The sequence below is a fragment of the Pseudomonas sp. NPDC077649 genome (assembly GCF_044542855.1).
Lineage (GTDB): Bacteria > Pseudomonadota > Gammaproteobacteria > Pseudomonadales > Pseudomonadaceae > Aquipseudomonas.
This window is the reverse complement of record NZ_JBITVF010000008.1, coordinates 59,208-82,007: the sequence shown is the minus strand read 5'-3', so window position 1 is coordinate 82,007 and position 22,800 is coordinate 59,208. Positions and strand designations below refer to the sequence as shown.

The 22,800-nt window shown below is 66.0% G+C and carries 22 protein-coding genes; 12 read left to right on the top strand and 10 right to left on the bottom strand.

Annotated features, from left to right (window positions below):
• The first annotated feature begins 117 nt into the window (after positions 1-117).
• A complete protein-coding gene (locus tag ACIGFL_RS20995) occupies positions 118-1,539 on the top strand; it encodes an HDOD domain-containing protein (protein WP_397498444.1) in 1,422 nt (473 codons plus the stop codon).
• Here ACIGFL_RS20995 and ACIGFL_RS20990 read toward each other — a convergent pair whose 3' ends face one another.
• Together ACIGFL_RS20990 and gloB are read right to left on the bottom strand one after the other, a co-directional pair.
• The gene (locus tag ACIGFL_RS20990) at positions 1,540-3,105 is read right to left on the bottom strand and encodes a lytic transglycosylase domain-containing protein (protein WP_122107978.1); all 1,566 of its coding nucleotides are present in this window, start codon (positions 3,103-3,105) and stop codon (positions 1,540-1,542) included.
• Positions 3,106-3,281: 176 nt separating this feature from the next.
• Positions 3,282-4,055: a hydroxyacylglutathione hydrolase gene (gene gloB / locus ACIGFL_RS20985; protein WP_397498443.1), complete on the bottom strand. Its 774-nt coding sequence runs from the start codon at positions 4,053-4,055 to the stop codon at positions 3,282-3,284.
• Positions 4,056-4,127: 72 nt separating this feature from the next.
• Between gloB and ACIGFL_RS20980 the strand changes: the two genes are divergently transcribed.
• From ACIGFL_RS20980 to nudC, 7 genes are all read left to right on the top strand, one after another.
• Positions 4,128-4,886, top strand: a complete 759-nt coding sequence (locus ACIGFL_RS20980; RefSeq protein WP_021443945.1) for a methyltransferase domain-containing protein — start codon at positions 4,128-4,130, stop codon at positions 4,884-4,886.
• A 51-nt stretch (positions 4,887-4,937) separates the two neighbouring features.
• Entirely contained in the window at positions 4,938-5,390 is a 453-nt protein-coding gene (gene rnhA, locus ACIGFL_RS20975; RefSeq protein ID WP_021443944.1) for a ribonuclease HI, read from the top strand.
• Positions 5,391-5,473: 83 nt separating this feature from the next.
• A complete protein-coding gene (gene dnaQ, locus ACIGFL_RS20970) occupies positions 5,474-6,211 on the top strand; it encodes a DNA polymerase III subunit epsilon (protein ID WP_031303094.1) in 738 nt (245 codons plus the stop codon).
• Between the two features lie 121 nt (positions 6,212-6,332).
• The gene (locus ACIGFL_RS20965; protein WP_397498442.1) at positions 6,333-8,576 is read left to right on the top strand and encodes an Orn/Lys/Arg decarboxylase N-terminal domain-containing protein; all 2,244 of its coding nucleotides are present in this window, start codon (positions 6,333-6,335) and stop codon (positions 8,574-8,576) included.
• Between the two features lie 200 nt (positions 8,577-8,776).
• Positions 8,777-9,589 carry a crotonase/enoyl-CoA hydratase family protein gene (locus tag ACIGFL_RS20960; RefSeq protein WP_397498441.1) on the top strand — a complete coding sequence of 271 codons (813 nt, stop codon included), beginning with the start codon at positions 8,777-8,779 and terminating at the stop codon, positions 9,587-9,589.
• A gap of 46 nt (positions 9,590-9,635) precedes the next feature.
• The gene (locus tag ACIGFL_RS20955) at positions 9,636-11,315 is read left to right on the top strand and encodes a ferrous iron transporter B (protein ID WP_397498440.1); all 1,680 of its coding nucleotides are present in this window, start codon (positions 9,636-9,638) and stop codon (positions 11,313-11,315) included.
• A complete protein-coding gene (gene nudC / locus ACIGFL_RS20950; RefSeq protein WP_122107973.1) occupies positions 11,315-12,139 on the top strand; it encodes an NAD(+) diphosphatase in 825 nt (274 codons plus the stop codon). Before ACIGFL_RS20955 ends, nudC begins: the two co-directional genes overlap by 1 nt.
• A 91-nt stretch (positions 12,140-12,230) precedes the next feature.
• Here the strand turns inward: nudC and ACIGFL_RS20945 are convergent, their stop codons facing one another.
• A complete protein-coding gene (locus ACIGFL_RS20945) occupies positions 12,231-13,010 on the bottom strand; it encodes a TSUP family transporter (RefSeq protein ID WP_021443938.1) in 780 nt (259 codons plus the stop codon).
• A 101-nt stretch (positions 13,011-13,111) separates the two neighbouring features.
• Between ACIGFL_RS20945 and ACIGFL_RS20940 the strand changes: the two genes are divergently transcribed.
• Positions 13,112-13,759, top strand: a complete 648-nt coding sequence (locus ACIGFL_RS20940; protein ID WP_021443937.1) for a hypothetical protein — start codon at positions 13,112-13,114, stop codon at positions 13,757-13,759.
• Positions 13,760-13,879: 120 nt separating this feature from the next.
• Here ACIGFL_RS20940 and ACIGFL_RS20935 read toward each other — a convergent pair whose 3' ends face one another.
• From ACIGFL_RS20935 to ACIGFL_RS20920, 4 genes are all read right to left on the bottom strand, one after another.
• Complete coding sequence (locus ACIGFL_RS20935) at positions 13,880-14,647, bottom strand: SDR family oxidoreductase (protein ID WP_397498439.1); 768 nt, start codon at positions 14,645-14,647, stop codon at positions 13,880-13,882.
• 16 nt (positions 14,648-14,663) lie between these two features.
• Entirely contained in the window at positions 14,664-15,731 is a 1,068-nt protein-coding gene (locus tag ACIGFL_RS20930; protein ID WP_397498438.1) for a phosphotransferase family protein, read from the bottom strand.
• 207 nt (positions 15,732-15,938) lie between these two features.
• A complete protein-coding gene (locus ACIGFL_RS20925; protein ID WP_003239871.1) occupies positions 15,939-16,250 on the bottom strand; it encodes an SCP2 sterol-binding domain-containing protein in 312 nt (103 codons plus the stop codon).
• Between the two features lie 57 nt (positions 16,251-16,307).
• Positions 16,308-17,006 (bottom strand): histidine phosphatase family protein, encoded by a 699-nt coding sequence (locus tag ACIGFL_RS20920; RefSeq protein WP_397498437.1) that lies wholly within the window; start codon positions 17,004-17,006, stop codon positions 16,308-16,310.
• Positions 17,007-17,205: 199 nt separating this feature from the next.
• On the opposite strand from ACIGFL_RS20920, the gene sohB reads away from it, so the two are divergent.
• On the top strand, positions 17,206-18,225 hold the full coding sequence (sohB, locus tag ACIGFL_RS20915; RefSeq protein WP_397498436.1) for a protease SohB: 1,020 nt from the start codon (positions 17,206-17,208) through the stop codon (positions 18,223-18,225).
• A gap of 36 nt (positions 18,226-18,261) precedes the next feature.
• Complete coding sequence (locus ACIGFL_RS20910) at positions 18,262-19,251, top strand: YhdH/YhfP family quinone oxidoreductase (protein WP_021443932.1); 990 nt, start codon at positions 18,262-18,264, stop codon at positions 19,249-19,251.
• Positions 19,252-19,284: 33 nt separating this feature from the next.
• Here the strand turns inward: ACIGFL_RS20910 and ACIGFL_RS20905 are convergent, their stop codons facing one another.
• On the bottom strand, positions 19,285-19,722 hold the full coding sequence (locus ACIGFL_RS20905) for a hotdog fold domain-containing protein (RefSeq protein ID WP_397498435.1): 438 nt from the start codon (positions 19,720-19,722) through the stop codon (positions 19,285-19,287).
• A 104-nt stretch (positions 19,723-19,826) separates the two neighbouring features.
• Between ACIGFL_RS20905 and ACIGFL_RS20900 the strand changes: the two genes are divergently transcribed.
• Positions 19,827-20,411, top strand: a complete 585-nt coding sequence (locus tag ACIGFL_RS20900) for a TetR/AcrR family transcriptional regulator (RefSeq protein ID WP_397498434.1) — start codon at positions 19,827-19,829, stop codon at positions 20,409-20,411.
• 137 nt (positions 20,412-20,548) lie between these two features.
• Here ACIGFL_RS20900 and ACIGFL_RS20895 read toward each other — a convergent pair whose 3' ends face one another.
• Positions 20,549-21,046, bottom strand: a complete 498-nt coding sequence (locus ACIGFL_RS20895; RefSeq protein WP_021443929.1) for a DUF934 domain-containing protein — start codon at positions 21,044-21,046, stop codon at positions 20,549-20,551.
• Positions 21,030-22,688, bottom strand: coding sequence for a nitrite/sulfite reductase (locus ACIGFL_RS20890; protein WP_021443928.1), 1,659 nt, complete (start codon positions 22,686-22,688; stop codon positions 21,030-21,032). The genes ACIGFL_RS20895 and ACIGFL_RS20890 overlap by 17 nt, the downstream gene beginning before the upstream one ends.
• Positions 22,689-22,800: the final 112 nt, after the last annotated feature.

Genomic DNA, 22,800 nt, shown 5'->3' with positions numbered 1-22,800 from the left:
TAACAGCTTGTATCGGCAGGAAAAAGACCGCCGTGCCAGGCAAGCAATGACGGCACTTTGGCATACACTTGGGGAAAGCTCAGCGAGGGTACCGATTTGCCAGAACGTAGCCATGGTTTGCAGTCATGGATCGATCGCTTGAACCAAGCCGAACTGCCCGCGCTGGCCGCCGTGGTGCAGGATTTGCAGCGCCTGGCGCAGCAGGATTCGGCCTCGGTGCAGCAATTGGCCGACGTGCTGCTGCGCGACGCGGCGCTGACCTCCAAGGTGCTGCGGGTCGGCAACAGCGTCTATTACAACCCCTCGCAGGAGGCCATCAAGACCATCTCGCGGGCCATCGTGCTGATCGGTTTCGACAACGTGCGGCTGATCGGCCTGTCGGTCAGCCTGATCGACGGTCTGCTCACCCGCGCCCCGCGCGAGCAGCTGCAGGAGCTGCTCGCGCGCTCCTTCCACGCCGCGGTGCAGGCGCGCAACATCGCCGGGTACGTGCTCTCCAAGCATGCCGAGGAAGTGTTCATCGCCGCCTTGCTCCACCACCTGGGCGAACTGGCGTTCTGGGGCTGCGGCGGCGAACAGGCCGACGAGCTGGCCGCCGCCCTGGCTCAGCCGGGGGTGGAGGTGGACGAGGCGGTGCGCGAGGTGCTCGGCACCAGCTTCCGGCAGTTGACCCAGGGCCTGGTGAAAAGCTGGAACCTGGGCGAAACCGTCAGCCTGGCGCATGCCGGCGCCAACCAGCACGACCCGGCGGCCTACGCGGTGCAGCTGGGCGTGCGCATCAGCGAGGCGGCGTTGCAGGGCTGGGATTCGCCGGAAATGGAGGCGGTGCTGGCGAAGATGGCCGTCTTCGTCGACCTCAGCCCGGAGGAAGCCCTGCAGCAGGTGCTGGCCAGCGCCGAGGAGGCGGTCAAGGTGGCCTCCACCTTCGGCGCCAGCAAGCTGTGCCGACTGATTCCCAATACCGACCCCGAACAGATCCGCCTGCAGCAGGAGGAGCGCAAGGCGCGCCTGTTGCAGCCGGATCTGCTGGTGCTGCAGCAGGCCTTGCAGGATCTCGGCCTGATGGTGAGCAAGCGCGGCGACGTCGGCCTGATCCTCGATACTCTGCTCAAGGGCCTGCATCGCGGCGCCGGCTTGGAGCGGGTGATGCTGGCGGTGCTGGCCGACGAGCAGAGCTGTTTCCGCGCCAAGCGGGTGATCGGCGACAAGACCGAGCAGTGGTTGAAGGATTTCGTCCTGCCGGCCGAGCAGGTGGAACAGCCGCATGTCTTCAGCTATGCCCTGCGCCATCGCGAGGCGATCTGGATGGGCGTGCCGGCCAGCTATAACCTGGCCGAGCTGGTCACCCAGCCGATCCGCCGCAGTCTGGGAGCGGGGATGTTCTTTATCGCGCCGATCATTGCGGGGACGCGGGAGATCGGCGTGCTCTACGCCGACAGCCGGTTGTCCGGGCGCGCGCTGCGTCACGAGCAGTTCGTCGCCTTCCAGCGTTTCACCCAGCTGACCGGGCGTTGTCTGGAGGCCTTGAGTCGGCGCTGATCAGGGCAGGTAGAGGGTCAGCATCTGTCCCGGGCGCAGGCTGCTGCTGCGCGGGTTCCAGGCCTGCAGGCGCTTGAGGTCGATCTTGAAACGCTTGGCGATGACGTACAGCGAGTCGCCTTTCTGCACCCGGTAGTAGGTGGCCTTGTCGCGCGAGGTGCTGCTGCGCGTGTTGCTGGCGACCTGGCTGCCCGTGTCGGCAGGCGCCAGGCTGAGGCGCTGGCCGACCTTCAACTGGTTGCCCCGCAACTTGTTCCAGCGCTGCAGGTCGTGCACCGAGACCTGGTGGGCGCGGGCGATCTGCCACAGGTTGTCGCCGTCTTTCACCTGATAGCTGCGCGCTGCCGGCGCCTGTGCCGTGCTGCGCTGGTACAGCGGTTCGCTCGGCTGCGCGCCGGGCTTGCCGGGAATGGTCAGCACCTGGCCGATACGCAGGTTGTTGCCACTGAGGCGGTTGACGTCCTTGAGCGTGTTCACCGTCAGGTGATGGCGGTTGGCAATACCATGCAGGCTGTCGCCGGCGCGCACGGTGTAGCTCTGCCAGGCGACCAGCTCCTGCGGTTTCATCAGGGCCAGGTTGGCGCTGAGCATCTCCGCCTTGTCCGTCGGCACCAGCAGGTGCTGCGGGCCGTCGAGGGTGACGCCGCGCTTGTAGGCGGGGTTGAGCTGCAGCAGCTCCTCCTCGTCGAGGTCGGCCAGGCGGGCGACACGCGACAGGTCCATGTGCTGCTTGATCGCCACCTGTTCGAAATAGGGCTCGTTGGCCACCGGCGACAGGCTCACGCCATAGGCCTCCGGGGTGAGTATCACCTGCGACAGGGCCAGCAGCTTGGGCACGTAGTCTTCGGTTTCCTTGGGCAGCGCCAGGTTCCAGTAGTCGCTGGGCAGGCCGAGTTTCTCGTTGCGCTCGATGGCCCTGCTGATGCGGCCTTCGCCGGCGTTGTAGGCGGCCAGGGCGAGCAGCCAGTCGCCGTTGAACATCTCGTGCAGGCGGCTCAGGTAGTTGAGCGCAGCCTGGGTCGAGGCGGTGACGTCGCGGCGGCCGTCGTACCAACTGGTCTGGCGCAGGTTGTAGTGACGGCCGGTGGAGGGGATGAACTGCCACAGGCCGACGGCGTGGGCGGAGGAGTAGGCCTGCGGGTCGTAGGCGCTCTCGATCACCGGCAGCAGCGCCAGCTCCATGGGCATGTCGCGCTCGGCCAGGCGTTCGACGATGTAGTGGATATAGGGGGCGCTGCGTTCGCTGACGGTATCGACGTGCTTGGGGTTGCTGGCGTACCACAGGCGCAGGCGTTCGATGCGCGGGTTGATGCCGATCTCGTCCTGCAGCTTGAAACCGTCGCGCATGCGCTCCCAGATGTCGGCGTATTCGCGAGGCTTGACCTGGCTGCTGAGCCACTCCGGTTCACGCTCCAGGCCGACGGCGCGCGAGGTGTCGGCGTCGGCCGGAGCGGACGGGGCCAGGCTCTGACAGCCGGCCAGGGTCATGCAGCACATCACCACGAGCACCTGAGTGCTTTGTGCCAATGCCTTTAAATTCAAGGGCTTGCGTGGTGATAAAGGCATTGGTCGAGGTGGTATTCCCGGCGAAAAGGTCGGGCGATTCTAGGAATCGAGCCTGGACTGGTCAAGTTTTCACCAGTCTTTTGTGACCGGCATCCCTGTCGGTCAGCCTGCCGGGCCGTCGCAGAGCGACGTCAATAAACGCTCCAGGCGTTTTTTTTTGCGCGCCCGTCGTGCTTTTAGAACTGGTCTTTCCAGGCGCGCAGGCTGGCGAACACGGCGCTTGGCTCGGCAAGGGTCCGGCCGTCGCGCCGTTCGGCGGCGCCGATCACCGCAGCCTCGGCAGTGCGCAGGAAGGGGTTGCTGGCCAGCTCCAGGGCGATGTTCGAGGGCAGGCTGATGCGCCCGGCCTCGCGCCAGCGGCTGACCTCGGCCAGACGGGCGGCGATCTGCGGATTGTCCGGCTCCACCGCCTGGGCGAAGCGCAGGTTGCTCAGGGTGTACTCATGGGTGCAATACACCTGGGTGGCGCCGGGCAGCGCCGCCAGGCGCCCGAGCGATTCGTGCATCTGCTGCGGCGTACCCTCGAACAGGCGCCCGCAGCCGCCGGCGAACAGGGTGTCGCCGCAGAACAGCAGGTGCTGCTCGGCCTGGTAATAGGCGATATGACCGAGGGTATGACCGGGCACGGCGATGACCCGAAACTTCAGGCCGAGCACCTCGATGCTGTCGTTGTCGCTCAGGCCCAGGTCCCGTCCCGGGATGTTTTCGTCTGCCGGACCGAGCACGCGGGCGCCGGTGGTGGCCTTGAGCCCTTCGATGCCGCCGACATGGTCGAAATGATGATGGGTGACCAGGATGTCGCTGAGCTGCCAGCCCGGATGGGCCGCCAGCCAGGCCAGCACCGGCGCCGCATCGCCCGGGTCGACCACGGCGCAGCGCTGGCTGGCGGCATCCTGCAGCAACCAGAGGTAGTTGTCGGTGAAGGCGGGCAGGGCGTCGATGCGGATCATTGCGGGTCGCTAAGCTGCTAATAAAGGTGCATCTTAGTCCCCATGCACGACGACTGTCATGAGAGGAATCCGATGAGCGATCAGGCATTCGCCCAAGCCGACCCCGACTGGCTCAAGCTGATCGGCGAGGCCCGTGACTGGCTGGCCGGGCCGCTCGGCCAGTTGCTGCTGGGCGAGGAGCGGCGCCTGCTGGAGGAGGAGCTGGCGAAATTCTTCGGCGGTTACCTGGTCAGCTATGGCCCGGGGGCCGAGCCACCGCCGGATGCCGGGCAGATCCAGTGCAACGTGCGCCTCGGGGCGCCGCTGCCGGGGGTGCAGATCGTCTGCGAGGAGCAGGCCTGGCCGCTCAGCGAGCACGCCGCCGACGTGGTGGTGCTGCAGCACGGCCTGGATTTCAGCCTGTCGCCGCACGGCCTGCTGCGCGAGGCGGCGCGCAGCGTGCGGCCGGGCGGCCATCTGCTGATTCTCGGCATCAACCCCTGGAGCAGCTGGGGCGCCTGCAGCCTGTTCGCCGGCGACGGACTCAAGCGCGCACGCTGCATCTCGCCCAATCGGGTCGGCGACTGGTTGACCCTGCTCGGCTTCGCGCTGGAGAAACGCCGCTTCGGGTGCTATCGTCCGCCGCTCGCTGCAGCGGCCTGGCAAGCGCGCCTGAGCCGACTGGAGCAATGGGGCGAGGCCTGGCAGTTGCCGGGCGCCGGCTTCTATCTATTGGTGGCGCGCAAGCTGGTGGTCGGCTTGCGCCCGCTGCGTCCGGCACGTCGCGAGCCCATGGGCAAGCTGCTGCCGATGCCGGTGGCCAAGGTCAGCCGGCGCAATGCCGAACGTTAGGCGCTCTACGAGCAGCGCCTGCGCGCGGCGATTTTCGTAGGCCTGGAAACGATGTCTGAAACCGATCAAGTCGTGATCTATACCGATGGTGCCTGCAAGGGCAATCCCGGCCCCGGCGGCTGGGGCGCTCTACTGGTCTACCGGGGGGCGGAAAAGGAACTCTGGGGCGGCGATCCCAGTACCACCAACAATCGCATGGAGCTGATGGCGGCGATTGCCGGGCTGGTCGCCCTGACCCGGCCCTGCTCGGTCAAGCTGGTGACCGACTCGCAGTACGTGATGAAGGGCATCCAGGAATGGCTGCCGAACTGGAAGAAGCGCGGCTGGAAAACCGCTGCCAAGGAGCCGGTGAAGAATGCCGACCTCTGGCAGAAGCTGGACGAGGAGGTCAACCGTCACCAGGTCAGCTGGCAATGGGTGCGCGGCCACACCGGCCATCCTGGCAACGAGCGTGCCGACCAGCTGGCCAACCGCGGCGTCGACGAGGTGCGCGCGGCGCGCTGAGCCGCTGGGTTAAGATGCCGCGCTGGCCGCGTGCGGCAAGCGATTGATGAGAGAGACGAGACGTGACAAGCGATAACAGTGTCATCCGCTACGTGGTGCTGGACACCGAAACCACGGGTATGCCGGTCGCCGAGGGGCACCGCATCATCGAGATCGGCTGCGTCGAGCTGATGGGCCGGCGCCTGACCGGGCGGCATTTTCACGTCTACCTCAACCCGGATCGCGAGATCGACGAAGGCGCCATCGCGGTTCACGGCATCACCAACGAATACGTCGCCGACAAACCGCGGTTCAAGGACGTGGCCGATGAGTTCTACGAATTCATCAAGGGCGCCCAGCTGATCATCCACAACGCGGCGTTCGACGTCGGCTTCATCAACAACGAGTTCGCCCTGCTGGGGCAGAGCGAGCGCGCCGACGTCAGCGATTACTGCACCGTGCTCGACACCCTGATGATGGCGCGCGAGCGGCATCCGGGGCAGCGCAACAGCCTGGATGCGCTGTGCAAGCGCTACGGCGTGGACAACTCCAACCGCGAACTGCACGGCGCCTTGCTCGACTCGGAGATCCTCGCCGACGTCTACTTGGCGATGACCGGCGGGCAGACCAACCTGTCGCTGGCCGGCGAAGGCGGCGACGGCGATGGCAGCGGTCGTCAGCAGGCCACTCCGATCCGCCGTCTGGACGCCGCGCGGCCGCGTACCCGGGTGATTCGCGCCAGCCAGGACGAGCTGGCCGCGCACCTGACGCGGCTGGCGGCCATCGAGAAATCCGCCGGTGGGCCGGCCTTGTGGGCGCAGTTGGAACAGGCGCCGGAATAAGCCAACAGCGCAATTGCGACCTTTTCGTATAGCGTGACGCATGGGGGGTTCCGCCCGTTCGGGCGAATCTCTACCCTGAGACGATGGGCAGGTCGGACCTGCCAGCCTTCAGGACGTCACAATGTACAAAGACCTCAAATTCCCCGTCCTCATCGTCCACCGCGATATCAAGGCCGATACCGTCGCCGGTGATCGCGTGCGTGCTATCGCCCAGGAGCTGACGCAGGACGGTTTCAGCATCCTGCCCACCGCCAGCGCCGCCGAGGGGCGCATCGTCGCCTCCACCCACCACGGCCTGGCCTGCATCCTGGTGGCCGCCGAGGGCGCGGGGGAGAACCAGCGCCTGCTGCAGGACATGGTCGAGCTGATCCGCATCGCCCGGGTGCGCGCGCCGCAGCTGCCGATCTTCGCCCTGGGCGAGCAGGTGACCATCGAGAACGCGCCGGCCGAGGCCATGGCCGATCTCAACCATCTGCGCGGCATCCTCTACCTGTACGAGGACACCGTGTCCTTCCTCGCCCGCCAGGTGGCGCGCGCCGCACACAATTACCTCGACGGCCTGCTGCCGCCGTTCTTCAAGGCGCTGGTGCAGCACACTGCGCAATCGAACTATTCCTGGCACACGCCCGGCCACGGCGGCGGCGTGGCCTACCGCAAGAGCCCGGTGGGGCAGGCCTTCCACCAGTTCTTCGGCGAGAACACGCTGCGCTCGGACTTATCCGTGTCGGTGCCGGAGCTGGGCTCGCTGCTCGATCACACAGGCCCCTTGGCCGAGGCCGAGGCGCGCGCCGCGCGCAACTTCGGCGCCGACCACACCTTCTTCGTGATCAACGGCACCTCGACGGCGAACAAGATCGTCTGGCATTCGATGGTCGGCCGTGACGACCTGGTACTGGTGGATCGCAACTGCCACAAGTCGATCCTGCATTCGATCATCATGACCGGCGCCATTCCGCTGTACCTGTGCCCGGAGCGCAACGAGCTGGGCATCATCGGGCCGATTCCCCTGAGTGAGTTCAGCAGGGAGTCGATCCAGGCCAAGATCGACGCCAGCCCGCTGGCCAAGGGGCGCGCGCCCAAGGTCAAGCTGGCGGTGGTGACCAACTCCACCTACGACGGTCTGTGCTACAACGCCGAGATGGTCAAGCAGGCCCTGGGCGATTCGGTCGAGGTGCTGCACTTCGACGAGGCCTGGTACGCCTACGCCGCCTTCCACGAGTTCTACGCCGGGCGCTACGGTATGGGCACCCAGTGCGACGAACATTCGCCACTGGTGTTCAGCACCCATTCCACGCACAAGCTGCTGGCGGCCTTCAGCCAGGCCTCGATGATTCACGTGCAGGACGGCGGGCAGCGCCAGCTGGATCGCGACCGCTTCAACGAAGCCTTCATGATGCACATCTCCACCTCGCCGCAGTACGGCATCATCGCCTCGCTGGACGTGGCCTCGGCGATGATGGAGGGCCCGGCTGGCCGCTCGCTGATTCAGGAAACCTTCGACGAGGCGCTGAGCTTCCGCCGCGCCCTGGCCAACGTGCGGCGCAATCTCGACGCCGATGACTGGTGGTTCAGCATCTGGCAGCCGGCGGCGGCCGACGGTGCCGATAGCCTGGCCACCGCCGACTGGGTGTTGCAGCCGGATGCCGACTGGCATGGCTTCGGTGAAGTGGCCGAGGACTACGTGCTGCTTGATCCGATCAAGGTGACCCTGGTGATGCCCGGGCTCAATGCCGCCGGCAAGCTGGAGGAGCAGGGCATCCCCGCGGCGGTGGTCAGCAAGTTCCTCTGGGAGCGTGGCCTGGTGGTGGAGAAGACCGGTCTGTATTCCTTCCTGGTGCTGTTCTCCATGGGCATCACCAAGGGCAAGTGGAGCACCCTGCTGACCGAGCTGCTGGAGTTCAAGCGCAGCTACGACGCCAACCTGCCGCTGACCCAGGTGCTGCCGTCCATCGCCCAGGCCGGCGCGGGGCGCTACCAGGGCATGGGCCTGCGCGACCTGTGCGACGCGTTGCACGGCTGCTACCGCGACAACGCCACGGCCAAGGCGCTGAAAAGCATGTACACGGCGCTGCCGGAAGTGGCGATCAAACCGGCCGACGCCTACGACCGCCTGGTGCGCGGCGCGGTGGAGGCGGTGCCGATCGAGCGGTTGGAGGGGCGCATCGCCGCAGTGATGCTGGTGCCCTATCCGCCGGGCATCCCGCTGATCATGCCGGGCGAACGCTTCACCGCGGCGAGCCGTTCGATCCTCGACTACCTGGCCTTCGCCCACACCTTCGACCAGGCCTTCCCGGGCTTCGATATCGACGTGCACGGTCTGCAGACCGAGGCTGGCCAGTACTGCGTCGACTGCCTGGTGGAGTGAGCTTGGCGCTCTGCCGAGGGGGCGAGACCCTTGGCAGATCAATCCCTTATTCACGATAGTCAAAGCAGTTCTTAACCTCCGGGGCGTGCCCTGCGTCACAGCGGCAAGCATCGACTTTTATGTCGTGCTTGTTATAGTTGCTCGGTTTTAATCACAAAATAATTGCGTGCGCTGCCGAGCAGCGGCTGAGGATGACTGCCGTGTCCGACTACCAAGCCTTTCGCGTCGAACTGGCGGACAAGATCGCCCATGTGCAGATCAACCGTCCGGATAAGGTCAATGCCATGAACGCCGACTTCTGGCGCGAGATCGTCGAGATCTTCCGCTGGGTCGACGCCACCGATGCGGTGCGCGTGGTGGTGCTGTCCGGCGCCGGCAAGCATTTCTCCTCCGGCATCGACCTGATGCTGCTGGCCTTGGTCGGCGCTCAGCTGGGCAAGGACGTCGGCCGCAATGCCGATGCCCTGCGGCGCAAGATCCTCGAGCTGCAGGCTTCCTTCAACGCTGTTGACCAGTGCCGCAAGCCGGTGCTGGCGGCCATCCAGGGCTACTGCCTGGGCGGCGCCATCGACCTGATCAGTGCTTGCGACATGCGTTATTCCACGCTGGACGCGCAGTTCTCGATCAAGGAAATCGACATGGGCATGGCCGCCGACGTCGGCACCCTGCAGCGCCTGCCGCGGATCATCGGCGACGGCATGATGCGCGAGCTGGCGTTCACCGGGCGCAGCATCGACGGCGTCGAGGCCCAGCGCATCGGTCTGGTCAACCGCACCTACGAGACCCAGGAGGCGCTGCTCGCCGGGGTGCTGCAGATCGCCGGCGAGATCGCGGCGAAGTCGCCGGTGGCGGTACGCGGCACCAAGGAAATGATTCGCTACATGCGCGACCATCGGGTCGACGATGGCCTCGAGTACATCGCCACCTGGAACGCGGCCATGCTGCAGTCCGAAGACCTGCGCCTGGCCATGACCGCGCACATGAGCAAGCAGAAACCGGAGTTCGCCGACTGATGCCGTATCCACTGTTGTCCGCAGCGAGCCGCGAGGTGCCTAGAGCATGGTGAGTGGAGCCACATCCCTGAGCCTGGTGCGCGACGAACTGTTCGTCACCATGGAAGAGGCCGAGCAGAGCCTCGAGCACTTCATCGCCGAACGGCACAACGGCAGCCTGTTGCAGCAGGCGGTGGAGAGCCTGCAGCAGGTGCGCGGCACGCTCAATTTGATCGAGCTGGCCGGCGCCGAGCTGCTGGCCCAGGAAGTGCTGGACCAGGCCACCGACATCCCCGCCGGCGCCGGCGAGGAGCGCGACGTGCAGCTGGCGGCGCTGAGCAACGCGCTGCACGTGCTGCGCCGCTACCTGGAAAACGTCGACGCCCATCGCCAGGAAATGCCCGAGCTGCTGCTGCCGGCGATCAACGACCTGCGCCAGGCCGGCGCCCAGCAGCCGCTGCCGGAAAGCTTCTTCTTCAGCGTGCGCCTCGACCAGGCCCGACCGCACAGCGCCAGCCTGGCACTCGACGGCGCGGCCAAGCTGGCCGAAGGCAAGCGCCTGCGCCATATGTACCAGGTGGGCTTGCTCGGCTTTATCCGCGAGCAGAACCCACAGGCCAGCCTCAAGCTGATGGTGCGCGCCATGGGCCGCCTGGACAGCCTGTTCGCCAACGAGCCGCGCGGGCGCATGTGCTGGATCGGCGCCGCCGCCATTGAGGCGCAGAGCGACGGCCAGTTGCTGCCGCGCAAGTCGCGCAAGCAGCTGTTCTCGCGCCTGGATCGCGAACTCAAGCTGATGCTGGGCAACCCGCAGTACGAGGCGCCGCGCAGCCTGCTCAAGGAATTGCTGTACCTGGTGGCCCTGGCTGACAGTCACGGCCCGCATGCCAGCGCCATGCGCCAGGTGTTCGGCCTGACCCCGCTACCGTTCACCGACCACCTGCTGGAAGCCGAGTACCAGCGCCTGGCCGGCCCCGGCAAGGCGGTGATGCGTTCGCTGTCCACCGCCATTCGCGAGGAGCTGGCCAGCGTCAAGGACATGCTCGACCTGATGGAGCGCGGCAACCTGCAGAGCGAGACCCTGGGCACGCTGCACGCCCTGCTCGGCAAGCTGGCCAAGACCCTGGGCATGGTCGGCCTGACCTCCGCCGGCAACGCCCTCGGCGCCCAGTTGCCACTGGTCGCCGCCTGGAGCGACGCCACGCCGCCGGCGCCTGCGCAGTTGCACAAGCTGGCCGATGCGGTGCTCTACGTCGAAGGCATGGTCGCCAGTCTGGAACGCGGCGAAAGCCGCGACACGCGACCGACCCCGGCCGAGCCGGGCAGCGAGGCTGATTCCTTCGCCAGCCACCAGCTCAACGAGGCGCGCATCGTCGTGGTCGATGAGGCTCAGGCCGGCCTGGCCCTGGCCAAGCGGGCGATCACCGCCTACCTCGAAGCCGGCGGCGACAGGATGCACCTGGCCAACGTGCCGTTCAGCCTGCAGGCGGTGCGTGGCGGCCTGTGGTTCCTCGAGCAGCGCCGTGCGGCGACCCTGGTCGGCGCCTGCGCCGACTATATCCAGACGCGCATGCTCGAGTCCGGGCAGATGCCCTCCGAGCAGATGCTGGAAACCCTGGCCGACGCCCTGAGCAGCCTGGAGTACTACCTGGAAGCCGGCGCCGTGCTGCGTCCGGAAACCCAGCCCAGCGTACTCGATCTGGCCGAGGAGAGCGTCAAGGCCCTGGGAATGCCGGTGGCGGCCTGATGGTCTGGCGCAACGCCTTTCTCGACCCCGCCCAGCCCGGCGGTTGGGCGCTGCTGTACTGCCGGCAGCAGTTTCTCGCCGACGCCAATGGTGTGCTGTTTCCCCGCGACTGGATCAAGCGCCAGGAGCTGGACATTCTCGCCGAGCAGGGCATCGGTCATTTCGGCGAGGATGCCGTCTACCTGCTGCAGGTTACGCCCTCCACCCAGCTGGACGGCGCCAGCTGGCAGAGCCTGCGCCAGTTCATGCTGCAGGGCGAGGCCGAGACCTTCCGCATGCTCGCCTACGCCGCGCAGATCGGCACCTGGTATGCCGAGCATCGTTTCTGCGGCAGTTGCGGCGCGCCGACCCGCCAGCTACCCGGCGAGCGGGCGATGCGCTGCGACGCCTGCGAGTCGCAGCACTATCCGCGCATCTCGCCGAGCATGATCGTGCTGGTCAGCCGTGGCGACGAAATCCTTCTGGCCCGTTCGCCGCGTTTCGTTGCCGGGGTCTACAGCACCCTGGCCGGCTTCGTCGAGCCGGGCGAGTCGGTGGAACATTGCGTGGCGCGCGAGGTGCGCGAGGAAGTCGGCGTCGAGGTGCGCAACCTGCAGTACATCGGCAGTCAGGGTTGGCCCTTCCCGCATTCGCTGATGCTCGGCTTTCACGCCGAGTACGCCGGCGGCGAGATCGTCATGCAGGCGGACGAGATCGAGGATGCCCGCTGGTTCCGCGTCGACGACTTGCCGCCGCTGCCGGCGTCGCGCTCCATCGCCCGCCACCTGATCGATCTCTACGTGGCACGCCGATTGGGTTTGCCCGAGCCTGTGCTGCCAGCGTAAGACCCCTTGTAGGAGCGGCTTCGGCCGCGAACCTCGGTTACCTTTTCGCGGCTCAAGCCGCTCCTACAAGATCCCGGATGGCCCGTCGGAGCTAGCCAAACCAGTGCTGCCAGGCCAGGCGCGCGGTCAGCGCCAGCACCACCAGGATGAACACCGGGCGGATGAACTTCGAGCCGCCCTTGATCGCCGTGCGCGCACCGAGGAAGGCGCCGACCATCAGCGCCGCGCCCATGCTCAGCCCCAGCACCCAGGCCACCTGCCCGAAGGCGATGAACACCGCCAGCGCCGCGGCGTTGCTGACGAAGTTCATGGTACGTGCCACGCCGCTGGCGCGAACCAGGTCGAGCGGGTAGAGCAGCAGGCTGCTGACGGTCCAGAAGGCCCCAGTGCCGGGGCCGGCGACGCCGTCGTAGAAGCCCAGGCCAAGGCCTTGCGGCCACTGGCGGCCGCGGGCAATGGGCAGGTTCTGCTCGCTCGGCGCCTCGGGCGTGCGACCGAACAGCAGGTACAGGCCGCAGGCGAACACCACCGCCGGCAGCATCTGGTTGAGCCATTCGGCCGGCAGCCAGTGGGCGATCAGCGCGCCGAGCAGGGCGCCGATCAGCGTGGCCAGCAGTGCCCCGCGCCATTGTCCGGGATCGAACAGCTTGCGCCGGTAGAAGGTCAGCGCCGCGGTGCCTGAGCCGAAGGTGGCGCACAGCTTGTTGGTGCCCAGCACCAGGTGCGGCGGCAGCCCGGCGGTGAGCAGCGCGGGAATGGTCAGCAGGCCGCCGCCGCCGGCGATGGCATCGATGAATCCGGCGATGAAGGCGACCAGCGCCAGGATGGCCAGGGTGCTGGGATCGATGGCGAGTTCGAGAGCGAAGGGCATATAAAGTGTCGACTTGTGGGCGAGTGCGCAGCCTGCCGACTGTTCGGCGTCCGGCGAGCTGCGCATAATGCCGGGATTTTCCGGCGGAAGGAACGCAATAGATGCAATACGACGGGTTGGCCTGGGCGGTGGCGCTGCTGGCGGTGCTGGCACTGCTGGTGGCGCTGCGCATTCTGCTCAATAGCGGCTGGTTTCTCGGCTGGCTGCGCGGCACCTGCGGCCTGGCGTTCCTCGCCCTGGCCGGCCTGGTCGGCCTGGTCGCCTACGACCTCTACAGCTACGCGCCGCTGCCGCAGGGCAAGCCGCTGGCGACGCTCAGTTTCAAGGCCGACGGCCCGCAGCGTTACCGTGTCAGCCTGCTGGAAGGCGGCCGCGAGCGCACGCTGATCCTGGAGGGTGATCTGTGGCAGCTCGATGGCCGGCTGATCCGCTGGAAGGGCCTGGCCGAGCTGATCGGCCTGGAGCCCGGCTACCGTTTCGAGCGCTTGTCCGGGCGCTTTCTCGCCATCGAGCAACAGGCCCTGGCCCAGCACGGTCGCGTGCAGCTGGCCGAGAGCCCCTACGGCGTCGACCTGTGGCGCTGGCTGCGCCTGAGCCAGCGCGACCTGCTGCTGTTCGACCCGCAGGCATTGCGCGTGACCTACCTGCCGATCGCCGCCGATGCGGTGTACAGCGTCAGCCTGACGCCGACCGGGCTGCTGGCCGAGCCGATGAATCCGGCAGCCGAAGCGGCATTGAAGGATTGGTAGCGGCCGCTTTGCGGCCATTTGGCGACCCGGAGGGTGTCCGAAGGGTGGGAGAGGAGAGCGAAATATTCTACGAAGCAAAAAGGCACCCTAGGGTGCCTTCGTCGTTTATGGCGTTTGACCTCAGGAGAGGAAACCGCCGTCGACGTTGAGCGCCACGCCGGTGGTGTAGCTGGACGCTGCGCTGGCCAGGTACAGCACCGCGCCGGCCATCTCGCTGGGGTCGGCCACGCGCTTGAGCGGAATACGCTGCAGCGCCATGTTGAGAATGGCGTCGTTCTTGGTCAGTGCCGAGGCGAACTTGGTGTCGGTCAGACCAGGCAGCAGTGCGTTGCAGCGGATGCCGAACTGCGCGCACTCCTTGGCGAACACCTTGGTCATGCTGATCACCGCGGCCTTGGTCACCGAGTAGATGCCCTGGAACTCGCCGGGCGAGACGCCGTTGATCGAGGCGACGTTGATGATCGAGCCGCCGCCGCCCGCCTTCATCAGCTTGCCGCCCTCGATGGACATGAAGTAGTAGCCGCGGATATTCACGTCCACGGTCTTCTGGAAGGCGCCGAGGTCGGTATCCAGCACGTTGCAGAACTGCGGGTTGGTGGCGGCGTTGTTGACCAGGATGTCGAGGCGGCCGAACTGCTCCTTGATCTGCGCGAAGACGCTGGCGATCTGCTCCATCTCGCCGATGTGGCAGGCGATGGCAGTGGCCTTGCCGCCCTCGGCCACGATGGCGTCGGCCACGGCTTGGCAGCCTTCGAGCTTGCGGCTGGAGACGATCACGTGCGCGCCTTGCTGGGCCAGCAGCTTGGCGATGGCCTCGCCAATGCCGCGGCTGGCGCCGGAAACGAAGGCGATCTTGCCGTCGAGGTCGAACAGTTGGGTCTTGGACATTGTGATTACCCCGGGGTTAGAGAGTGGATTTGCCGATGACCTGCAGGCTCATCTGTTCCAGCAGCTTGTTCATCTGAATGAACTGGGCGAAACGCTTGTCCTGGGTCTGGCCATGGTAAAAGCGGTAGTAGATCTGCTGGACGATGCCGGCCAGGCGGAATAGGCCGTACACGTAGTAGAAATCGAAGTTGTCGATGCGGATGCCGGCGCGCTCGGCGTAGTAGTCGACGAACTCGCGGCGGGTCAGCATGCCCGGCGCGTTGCTCGGCTGGCGGCGCATCAGCTGCACGGGGGGCGGGTCGTTCGCCTCGATCCAGTAGGCCAGGGTGTTGCCCAGGTCCATCAGCGGGTCGCCGATGGTGGTCATTTCCCAGTCGAGCACGCCGATGATCTGCATCGGGTTGTTCGGGTCGAGGATGACGTTGTCGAAGCGGTAGTCGTTGTGCACGATGCCCGGCTTGTGGTGGTCGGCCGGCATCTTGTCGCGCAGCCAGGCCTTGACCGGCTCCCAGGTGGGCGCATCGGGGGTCAGGGCCTTCTCGTAACGGCTGATCCAGCCGCCGATCTGGCGCTCCACATAGCCTTCCGGCTTGCCCAGGTCGCCGAGACCGCAGGCGTTGTAGTTGACGTTGTGCAGCTCGACCAGCTTGTCGATAAAGCTCTTGCACAGCGCGCGGGTCTGCTCGGGCGAGAAGTTCAGCTCGGTCGGCATCTCCGAGCGCAGGATGATGCCCTTGACCCGTTCCATCACGTAGAACTCGGCGCCGATCACCGACTCGTCGGTGCAGTGCACGTAGGCCTTGGGGCAGTAGGGGAAACCGGCATTGAGCTGGTTGAGGATGCGGTACTCGCGGCCCATGTCGTGCGCCGACTTGGCCTTGTGGCCGAATGGCGGGCGGCGCAGGACGAACTCCTGCTGCGGATACTCGATCAGGTAGGTCAGGTTCGAGGCGCCGCCGGGGAACTGGCTGATCTTCGCTGCGCCGCTCAGGCCGGGAATATGGGCCTTGAGATAGGCGTCGATGACGGAGGCGTCGAGTTCTTCGCCTGCGCGGATGCGGGTGGATTGGTCGGTGAGCGCCATGCTTATCCCTTCTACTTATGATGGGTGCCCTAGATAATTGGCTAATCTAATGCTGCACCCGAACCGTCACAAGCAATACGCGCCGTTATAGGCGGGCGTGTTGCACCACAATCAAGCTGCCTGATTCGCCCGCAGGCGGCGGCTGCGCATAAAAAAACCGGAGCCCAAGGACTCCGGTTTCGTCTGTGTCACGGTCAGCCTAGACGCTTAGACCGGGAACAGTTCGCCCAGCTTCATCGCCAGCATCATGTCGCCTTCGGCGCGCAGCTTGCCGGCCATGAAGGCCTGCATGCCGTCGGTTTCGCCGCTGGTGATGCCCTTGAGGGTTTCGCTGTCCATGATCAGGGTCACGTTGGCGTTCGGGTTGTCGCCTTGCTCGACGGCGCAGGTGCCGTCCTTGACGATCAGCGCGTAGTTCTCGCCGTCTTCGATATTGAACTGGAACACCAGATCCAGGCCGGCGGCGGCGCTGGCGTTGAACTTGGATTGCATGGTTTGGACGATGTCAGCAACGCTCATGGTCTTATCCTTTTTTCAGGTTTTTCGCGCAGCCTCGCGGCCGCAGTGGGCCAAAACTCATCGGTAGGTGATGAGCTCCGGCGCCTTCAGCAGCTGCAGATGCACATGGCTGTTGAAGGAAGCCAGACTCACCTCACGGCCGCGGAACTTCAGCTGGCTGAGCGAGGTGTTGACGATTTGCCAATTCAGTTCGAAGGCCTTGTCCGCCGGTACGCCGGTGATCAACCGGAGCAGGGCGGTGATGGTGCCGCCGGAGGTGAACACGGCGATGTTCTGTTTGCTCCGGGCCTGCTCGAGGATGCGGGCCAGGCCGCCTTCGACCTGCTCGACGTAGGCCTGCCAGCTCTGCAGACCGGGCTGCTCGTATTCGCCGCAAACCCAGCGGGCGATCAACTTGGAGAACAGGCGCTGGAACTCGGCCCGGTTCTGCGCGCCGTTACGCAGGATATGCAGGGCCTCGGGTTCTTCGGGCAGGATGCCCGGGAGCAGGGCGCGGATCACCGCATCGGCGTCGAACTCGTTGAAGGCCGCGTCGATGTCCAGTGGCGGGGCGTCGCTCATGCGCTGCAACGCGGCATTGGCGGTATGCTGCTGGCGGCGCAGGCTGCCGCTGACGCAGCGATCGAAGACGATGCCGAGCTGATTCAGGTGCTCGCCCAATACTTCTGCCTGGCGCACGCCGATGGCGGACAGGACATCGTAGTCGTCCGCGCCGAATGAGGCCTGGCCATGTCGAATCAGGTAAATGCTGCCCACGTCCGTTTCGGTCCCGGCGCGTTGAAAGTTCCGCGAGGGTATGAGGAAGCTCGGGGGCTGTCAACGAAAAAACATACGCTTGTTTGAATCCGCTGTACGGTGCCCGTCGACCTTCGTCGCGCTTGGCCGCCGGCCGATGGCGCCGGTATGCTTGAGCCTTTGCGCGCCTCGGCGCCGCCGCATTGTCCAAGGGGGATCTGTGGAGTTTCTTAGCGAGTACGCCGGCTTTCTGGCGAAAACCCTGACCCTGGTGGTCGCCATCGTCCTGGTGCTGGCGGCGGTCGCCGCTACGCGCGGCAAGGGCCGGCGCAGCAGCGGCCAGTTGCAGGTGCACAAGCTCAACGACTTCTACAAAGACCTGCGCGAGCGCCTGGAGCACAGCGTACTGCACAAGGACCAGCTCAAGGCCGCGCGCAAGGCCGAGGCCAAGGCGGCCAAACGGGAGAAGAAGCACCCGCCGAGCAAGCCGCGGGTGTTCGTGCTGGACTTCGACGGCGATATCAAGGCCTCGGCCACCGATCACCTGCGCCATGAGGTGACCGCGCTGCTGTCGCTGGCCAAGGCCTCGGACGAGGTGGTGCTGCGCCTGGAAAGCGGCGGCGGTATGGTGCACAGCTATGGCCTGGCCTCCTCGCAGCTGGTGCGCATTCGCGAGGCCGGCATCCCGCTCACCGTCTGCGTCGACAAGGTGGCGGCCAGCGGCGGCTACATGATGGCCTGCATCGGCCAGAAGATTCTCGCTGCGCCGTTCGCCATCCTCGGTTCCATCGGCGTGGTGGCGCAGCTGCCCAACGTGCATCGCCTGCTGAAGAAGCACGACATCGATTTCGAGGTGCTCACCGCCGGCGAGTACAAGCGCACCCTGACCGTGTTCGGCGAGAACACCGAAAAAGGCCGGGAGAAGTTCCAGGAAGACCTGGAAACCACCCACGAGCTGTTCAAGGGCTTCGTCGCCCGTTACCGCCCGCAACTGGATATCGACGCCATCGCCACCGGCGAGGTCTGGCTGGGCCTGTCCGCCCAGGAGCGCCTGCTGGTGGACGAACTGAAGACCAGCGACCAATACCTGGCCGAGCGCGCTGCCGAGGCCGAGCTGTTCCACCTGCATTTCGCCCACAAGAAGAGCCTGCAGGAGCGCGTGGGGCTGGCTGCCAGCATGGCCCTGGACCGCTTCGTGCTGACCTGGCTGAGCAGACTCAATCAGCAGCGCTTCTGGTAAGAGCACGCCACCGAACAACGACAAGAGGAGAAGGTGATGACTGAATTCAAGGCCTTGCTGGTCAGCGAAGGCGCCGATGGCGGTTTTCAACGCCAGGTGGTGGCGCGGCGGATCGAGGAGCTGCCCGCTGGCGAGCTGCTGATCCGCGTGCGCTATTCCTCGCTCAATTACAAGGACGCGCTGTCGGCCAGTGGCAACCGTGGCGTCACCAAAGCCTATCCGCACACGCCGGGCATCGACGCTGCCGGCGTGGTGGAGGCGTCCGCCGTCGCCGAGTTCGCCCCAGGCGACGAGGTGATAGTCACCGGTTACGACCTGGGCATGAACACCGCCGGCGGTTTCGGCCAATACATTCGCGTACCGGCGGCTTGGGCGATCAAGCGTCCGCAGGGCCTGTCCCTGCGCGAGGCGATGATCCTCGGCACCGCCGGCCTCACCGCCGCGCTGTGCGTGGACAAGCTGGAGCAGGCCGGAGTCACCCCCGAGGCCGGCACTGCGCTGGTTACCGGCGCCACCGGCGGGGTCGGCAGTATCGCCGTGGTGCTGTTGAAGGCGCTGGGCTACCGGGTCGCGGCCGCCACCGGCAAGGCCGAGCAGGGCGAATTCCTGCGTGGTCTCGGCGCCGACGAGATCGTCAGCCGCGAAGAGCTGCTGCAGGGCGTCGAACGGCCATTGCTCAAGGAGCGCTGGGCGGCGGCGGTGGACACCGTGGGCGGCGACATCCTGTTCAATGTGGTCAAGTCCCTACGCCATAGCGGCAGCGTGGCGTGCTGCGGGCTGACCGCCGGCGTCGGCTTCCAGGCCAGCGTGCTGCCGTTCATCCTGCGCGGGGTCAACCTGCTTGGCGTGGATTCCGTTGAGCTGCCGCTGGTGGTCAAGGCGTCGATGTGGGACAAGCTGTCGCTGCAGTGGAAGCTCGATCTCTCGGCGTTGTGCCAGGAAGTCGCCCTGCAAGAGTTGCCGGCGGCCATCGAGCGGATACTCGCCGGCGGCATGGTCGGCCGCGTGCTGGTGAGGCTGGATTGAGCGAGAGGCCCGCCTTCGACGGGCCTCTGCGTTTCACGCCCGGCTGACGTACATGGTGATTTCCGCGCGAAACACCGGCTTGTCGCCGACATAGGCCAGCACCGGCACCTTGATGTCGCCGAGCTGGCTCCAGTCCAACGCGCTGCCGTCGGCCACGGCGCGGATATCGCCGTCGGCCTTGGCCAGGTACTCCACCGTCATGCCCTTGGGAATCCAGCGACAGCCGGCCGGGATCGAGGCGTCGGTCATGCTGCCGGCGACCAGTTCGGCGGCGTTGCACAGGGCGATGGCGTGCACCGTGCCGATATGGTTGAGCACCTCGCGACGCTTGGGGAAGGTCAGCTCGGCATAGCCGGGGCGCAGCTCGACCATCTGCGGGGCGATGCTGGCGAAGTAGGGGGCGACCTGGCCGATCAGTGCGTTGAACTGCGCCGGGCCGGCTTGCTGGAACATCTGCAACATCTGACTCATGACTGTCTCCTGCGGGTTTGCGATTGAAGATGAGCGCGCGCCGGGGCAGTATACGAACGTTAGAAAATAATTCTAGAAAAATATTCTAGTCATCAGGGAGTGGCATGGCCCGTCCATCGCGTAAAGACGAGATTCTCCAGGCCGCGCTGGCCTGTTTCACCGAGCAGGGCGTCGATGCCACCACCATCGAGATGATCCGCGACCGTTCCGGCGCCAGCATCGGCAGCCTGTATCACCACTTCGGCAACAAGGAGCGCATCATCGGTGCCTTGTACCTGGCCGGCACCGCGCAGTACGCCGAACGGCTCGAGCACGGTTTCGCCAAGGCAGGCAGCGCCGAGGCCTGCGTCAAGCTGCTGGTGACCAGCTATATCGATTGGGTGGTGGCCAATCCGGACTGGGCGCGCTTCATCCTGCACAGTCGCGGTCGGGTCGAGGCAGGGGAAATGGGCGAGGCGCTGCGCGAGGCCAATCGCCTGCACTTCGCGCGGATTCTCGCGGCACTGGACGAGTACCGCCAGCAGGGGCTGTTCAGGGCCATGGCCGACGACTGCTTCGCCGCGGTGGTGATCGGCCCGAGCCAGGATCTGGCTCGCAACTGGTTGGCCGGCCGCAGCCAGAGCGAGCTGGGGGCCTGTCGCGAACTCCTGGCGCAGATCGCCTGGGAGTCGGTGCGGGCGACTTCCTAGGCGCAGGGAAGCAGGATCTTGCCGGTAGCCCGGCTGCAATTGGGGGTAAGCCGTCGCGCATTCGCGGAGCGCAGCTGCGCCACACCAAACGCAAAAGCCCCGCCAATAGCGGGGCTTTTGCGTACAAGCGGCGGCGATCAGGCGCGGCGGCGGAACAGCGGTTGTGGCTGGTCGGCCGAGGCCTGGTAGACCTCGCTGTAGTCCTCGAAGGCCTTGAGCGCGTCGTACGGGTCCTTGTCCGCGCGCAGGGCGAAGGCATCGAAGCCGACGCGGCGCAGGGCGAACAGCTGGTCGCGCAGCACGTCGCCGATGGCGCGCACTTCGCCTGTGTAGCCGTAGCGAGTGCGCAGCAGGTAGGCACTGGAGGAATGGCGACCGTCGGTGAAGGCCGGGAAGTCCAGGGCGATCACCTGGAAATGCGCGAGATCGTCGGCGATTTCCTCGACTTCGTCGCCGGCTTCCAGCCACACGCCCAGGCCGCCGTCGCGGGCCTTCAGCGCATGGGCGTGCTCGCGCCACAGCGCCAGCGGAACGATGATGTCGTCACAGTTGGGGATGGCGTCGAGGGTCACGTCCTTGGCCAGCAGGTGCCAGGTTTCGTCGATCACCTGGCCGTTCTTAATGATTCGCTGCATAGACGCGCTCCTTGAACGGGTCGATACCGATGCGGCGGTAGGTATCGAGGAAGCTTTCTTCTTCGGTGCGTTGCTCGACGTAGACCTTGATGATCTTGTCGATCACGTCCGGCATGTCGTCCTGAGCGAAGGACGGGCCGAGAATCTGCGCCAGGCTGGCTTCGCGACCGGCGCTGCCACCCAGCGAGACCTGGTAGAACTCCTGGCCTTTCTTGTCCACGCCGAGGATGCCGATATGGCCGACGTGGTGGTGACCGCAGGCATTCATGCAGCCGGAGATGTTCAGGTCGATGTCGCCGATGTCGAACAGGTAGTCGAGGTCGTCGAAGCGGCGCTGAATGGCTTCGGCCACCGGGATCGACTTGGCGTTGGCCAGCGAGCAGAAATCGCCACCCGGGCAGCAGATGATGTCGGTCAGCAGGCCCACGTTCGGCGTAGCGAAGCCTTGCTCGCGCAGCTCGCCCCACAGGGTCAGCAGCTGACGCTGCTCGACGTCGGCGAGGATGATGTTCTGGTTGTGGCTGTTGCGCACTTCACCGAAGGCGTAGCGATCAGCCAGGTCGGCGATGGCATCGAGCTGCTTGTCGGTGACGTCACCCGGCGCGGTGCCGGTGGGCTTGAGCGACAGGGTCACGGCGACGTAGCCGGGCTTCTTGTGGGCGAAGGTGTTGCGCTGGCGCCAGCGGGCGAAGCCCGGGTGCTCGGCGTCCTGCTGGGCGAGCAGGGCGTCTTCGTCGTTCAGGGCCTGATAGGCCGGGTCGACGAAGTGGCCGGCAACGCGCGCCACTTCGGCGTCGGTCAGGGTGCTCGGGCCATCCTTGAGGTGCGCCCATTCGGCGTTCACCCGCTCGGCGAATACCTCGGGGGTCAGCGCCTTGACCAGGATCTTGATGCGCGCCTTGTACTTGTTGTCGCGACGGCCGTAGCGGTTGTACACGCGCAGGATGGCGTCGAGATAGCTGATCAGGTGCTGCCAGGGCAGGAATTCGTTGATGAAGCTGCCGACGATCGGGGTACGGCCCAGGCCGCCGCCGACGGAAACGCGGAAGCCCAGCTCGCCGGCTGCGTTCTTCACCGCTTCCAGGCCGATGTCATGCACCTCGATGGCGGCGCGGTCGCTGACGGCGCCGTTGACGGCGATCTTGAACTTGCGCGGCAGGTGGCTGAACTCGGGGTGGAAGGTCGACCACTGGCGGATGATCTCGCACCAGGGGCGCGGATCGACGATCTCGTCCTTGGCCACGCCGGCGAACTGATCGGTGGTGGTGTTGCGGATGCAGTTGCCGCTGGTCTGGATCGCGTGCATCTGCACGGTGGCCAGCTCGGCGAGAATCTCCGGCACGTCTTCCAGGTCCGGCCAGTTGAACTGCACGTTCTGCCGGGTGCTGATGTGCGCGTAACCCTTGTCGTAGTCGCGAGCGATCTTGGCCATCATGCGCACCTGTGCCGAGGACATCAGGCCGTAGGGCACGGCGATGCGCAGCATGGGCGCGAAACGCTGGATATAAAGACCGTTCTGCAGGCGCAGCGGGCGGAATTCCTCGCCGCTCAGCTCTCCGGAGAGGTAGCGGCGGGTTTGATCGCGGAACTGCTTGACGCGATCCTCGACGATCTTCTGATCGTACTGGTCATATACGTACATGAAGGGTCCTGTTGTCAGGCTACTACTGCCAATCAGCGCGCACGGCCGCGCACTCCCCACGGAGCCGGGGCACGATACCAGCTCAGCTTTATGCGTAAAAGTGATGTTTGAG

Excerpts from the sequence above, each read along its gene's own strand:
- rnhA (WP_021443944.1), top strand. The coding sequence starts at position 4,938 with ATGTCTGAAACCGATCAAGTCGTGATCTATACCGATGGTGCCTGCAAG.
- ACIGFL_RS20905 (WP_397498435.1), bottom strand. The coding sequence starts at position 19,722 with ATGAGTCAGATGTTGCAGATGTTCCAGCAAGCCGGCCCGGCGCAGTTC.
- ACIGFL_RS20895 (WP_021443929.1), bottom strand. The coding sequence starts at position 21,046 with ATGCAGCGAATCATTAAGAACGGCCAGGTGATCGACGAAACCTGGCAC.
- ACIGFL_RS20980 (WP_021443945.1), top strand. The coding sequence starts at position 4,128 with ATGAGCGATCAGGCATTCGCCCAAGCCGACCCCGACTGGCTCAAGCTG.
- ACIGFL_RS20945 (WP_021443938.1), bottom strand. The coding sequence starts at position 13,010 with ATGCCCTTCGCTCTCGAACTCGCCATCGATCCCAGCACCCTGGCCATC.
- nudC (WP_122107973.1), top strand. The coding sequence starts at position 11,315 with ATGGTCTGGCGCAACGCCTTTCTCGACCCCGCCCAGCCCGGCGGTTGG.
- gloB (WP_397498443.1), bottom strand. The coding sequence starts at position 4,055 with ATGATCCGCATCGACGCCCTGCCCGCCTTCACCGACAACTACCTCTGG.
- ACIGFL_RS20990 (WP_122107978.1), bottom strand. The coding sequence starts at position 3,105 with ATGCCTTTATCACCACGCAAGCCCTTGAATTTAAAGGCATTGGCACAA.
- ACIGFL_RS20925 (WP_003239871.1), bottom strand. The coding sequence starts at position 16,250 with ATGAGCGTTGCTGACATCGTCCAAACCATGCAATCCAAGTTCAACGCC.
- ACIGFL_RS20910 (WP_021443932.1), top strand. The coding sequence starts at position 18,262 with ATGACTGAATTCAAGGCCTTGCTGGTCAGCGAAGGCGCCGATGGCGGT.
- ACIGFL_RS20900 (WP_397498434.1), top strand. The coding sequence starts at position 19,827 with ATGGCCCGTCCATCGCGTAAAGACGAGATTCTCCAGGCCGCGCTGGCC.
- ACIGFL_RS20890 (WP_021443928.1), bottom strand. The coding sequence starts at position 22,688 with ATGTACGTATATGACCAGTACGATCAGAAGATCGTCGAGGATCGCGTC.
- ACIGFL_RS20930 (WP_397498438.1), bottom strand. The coding sequence starts at position 15,731 with ATGGCGCTCACCGACCAATCCACCCGCATCCGCGCAGGCGAAGAACTC.
- ACIGFL_RS20940 (WP_021443937.1), top strand. The coding sequence starts at position 13,112 with ATGCAATACGACGGGTTGGCCTGGGCGGTGGCGCTGCTGGCGGTGCTG.
- ACIGFL_RS20965 (WP_397498442.1), top strand. The coding sequence starts at position 6,333 with ATGTACAAAGACCTCAAATTCCCCGTCCTCATCGTCCACCGCGATATC.
- ACIGFL_RS20955 (WP_397498440.1), top strand. The coding sequence starts at position 9,636 with ATGGTGAGTGGAGCCACATCCCTGAGCCTGGTGCGCGACGAACTGTTC.
- ACIGFL_RS20935 (WP_397498439.1), bottom strand. The coding sequence starts at position 14,647 with ATGTCCAAGACCCAACTGTTCGACCTCGACGGCAAGATCGCCTTCGTT.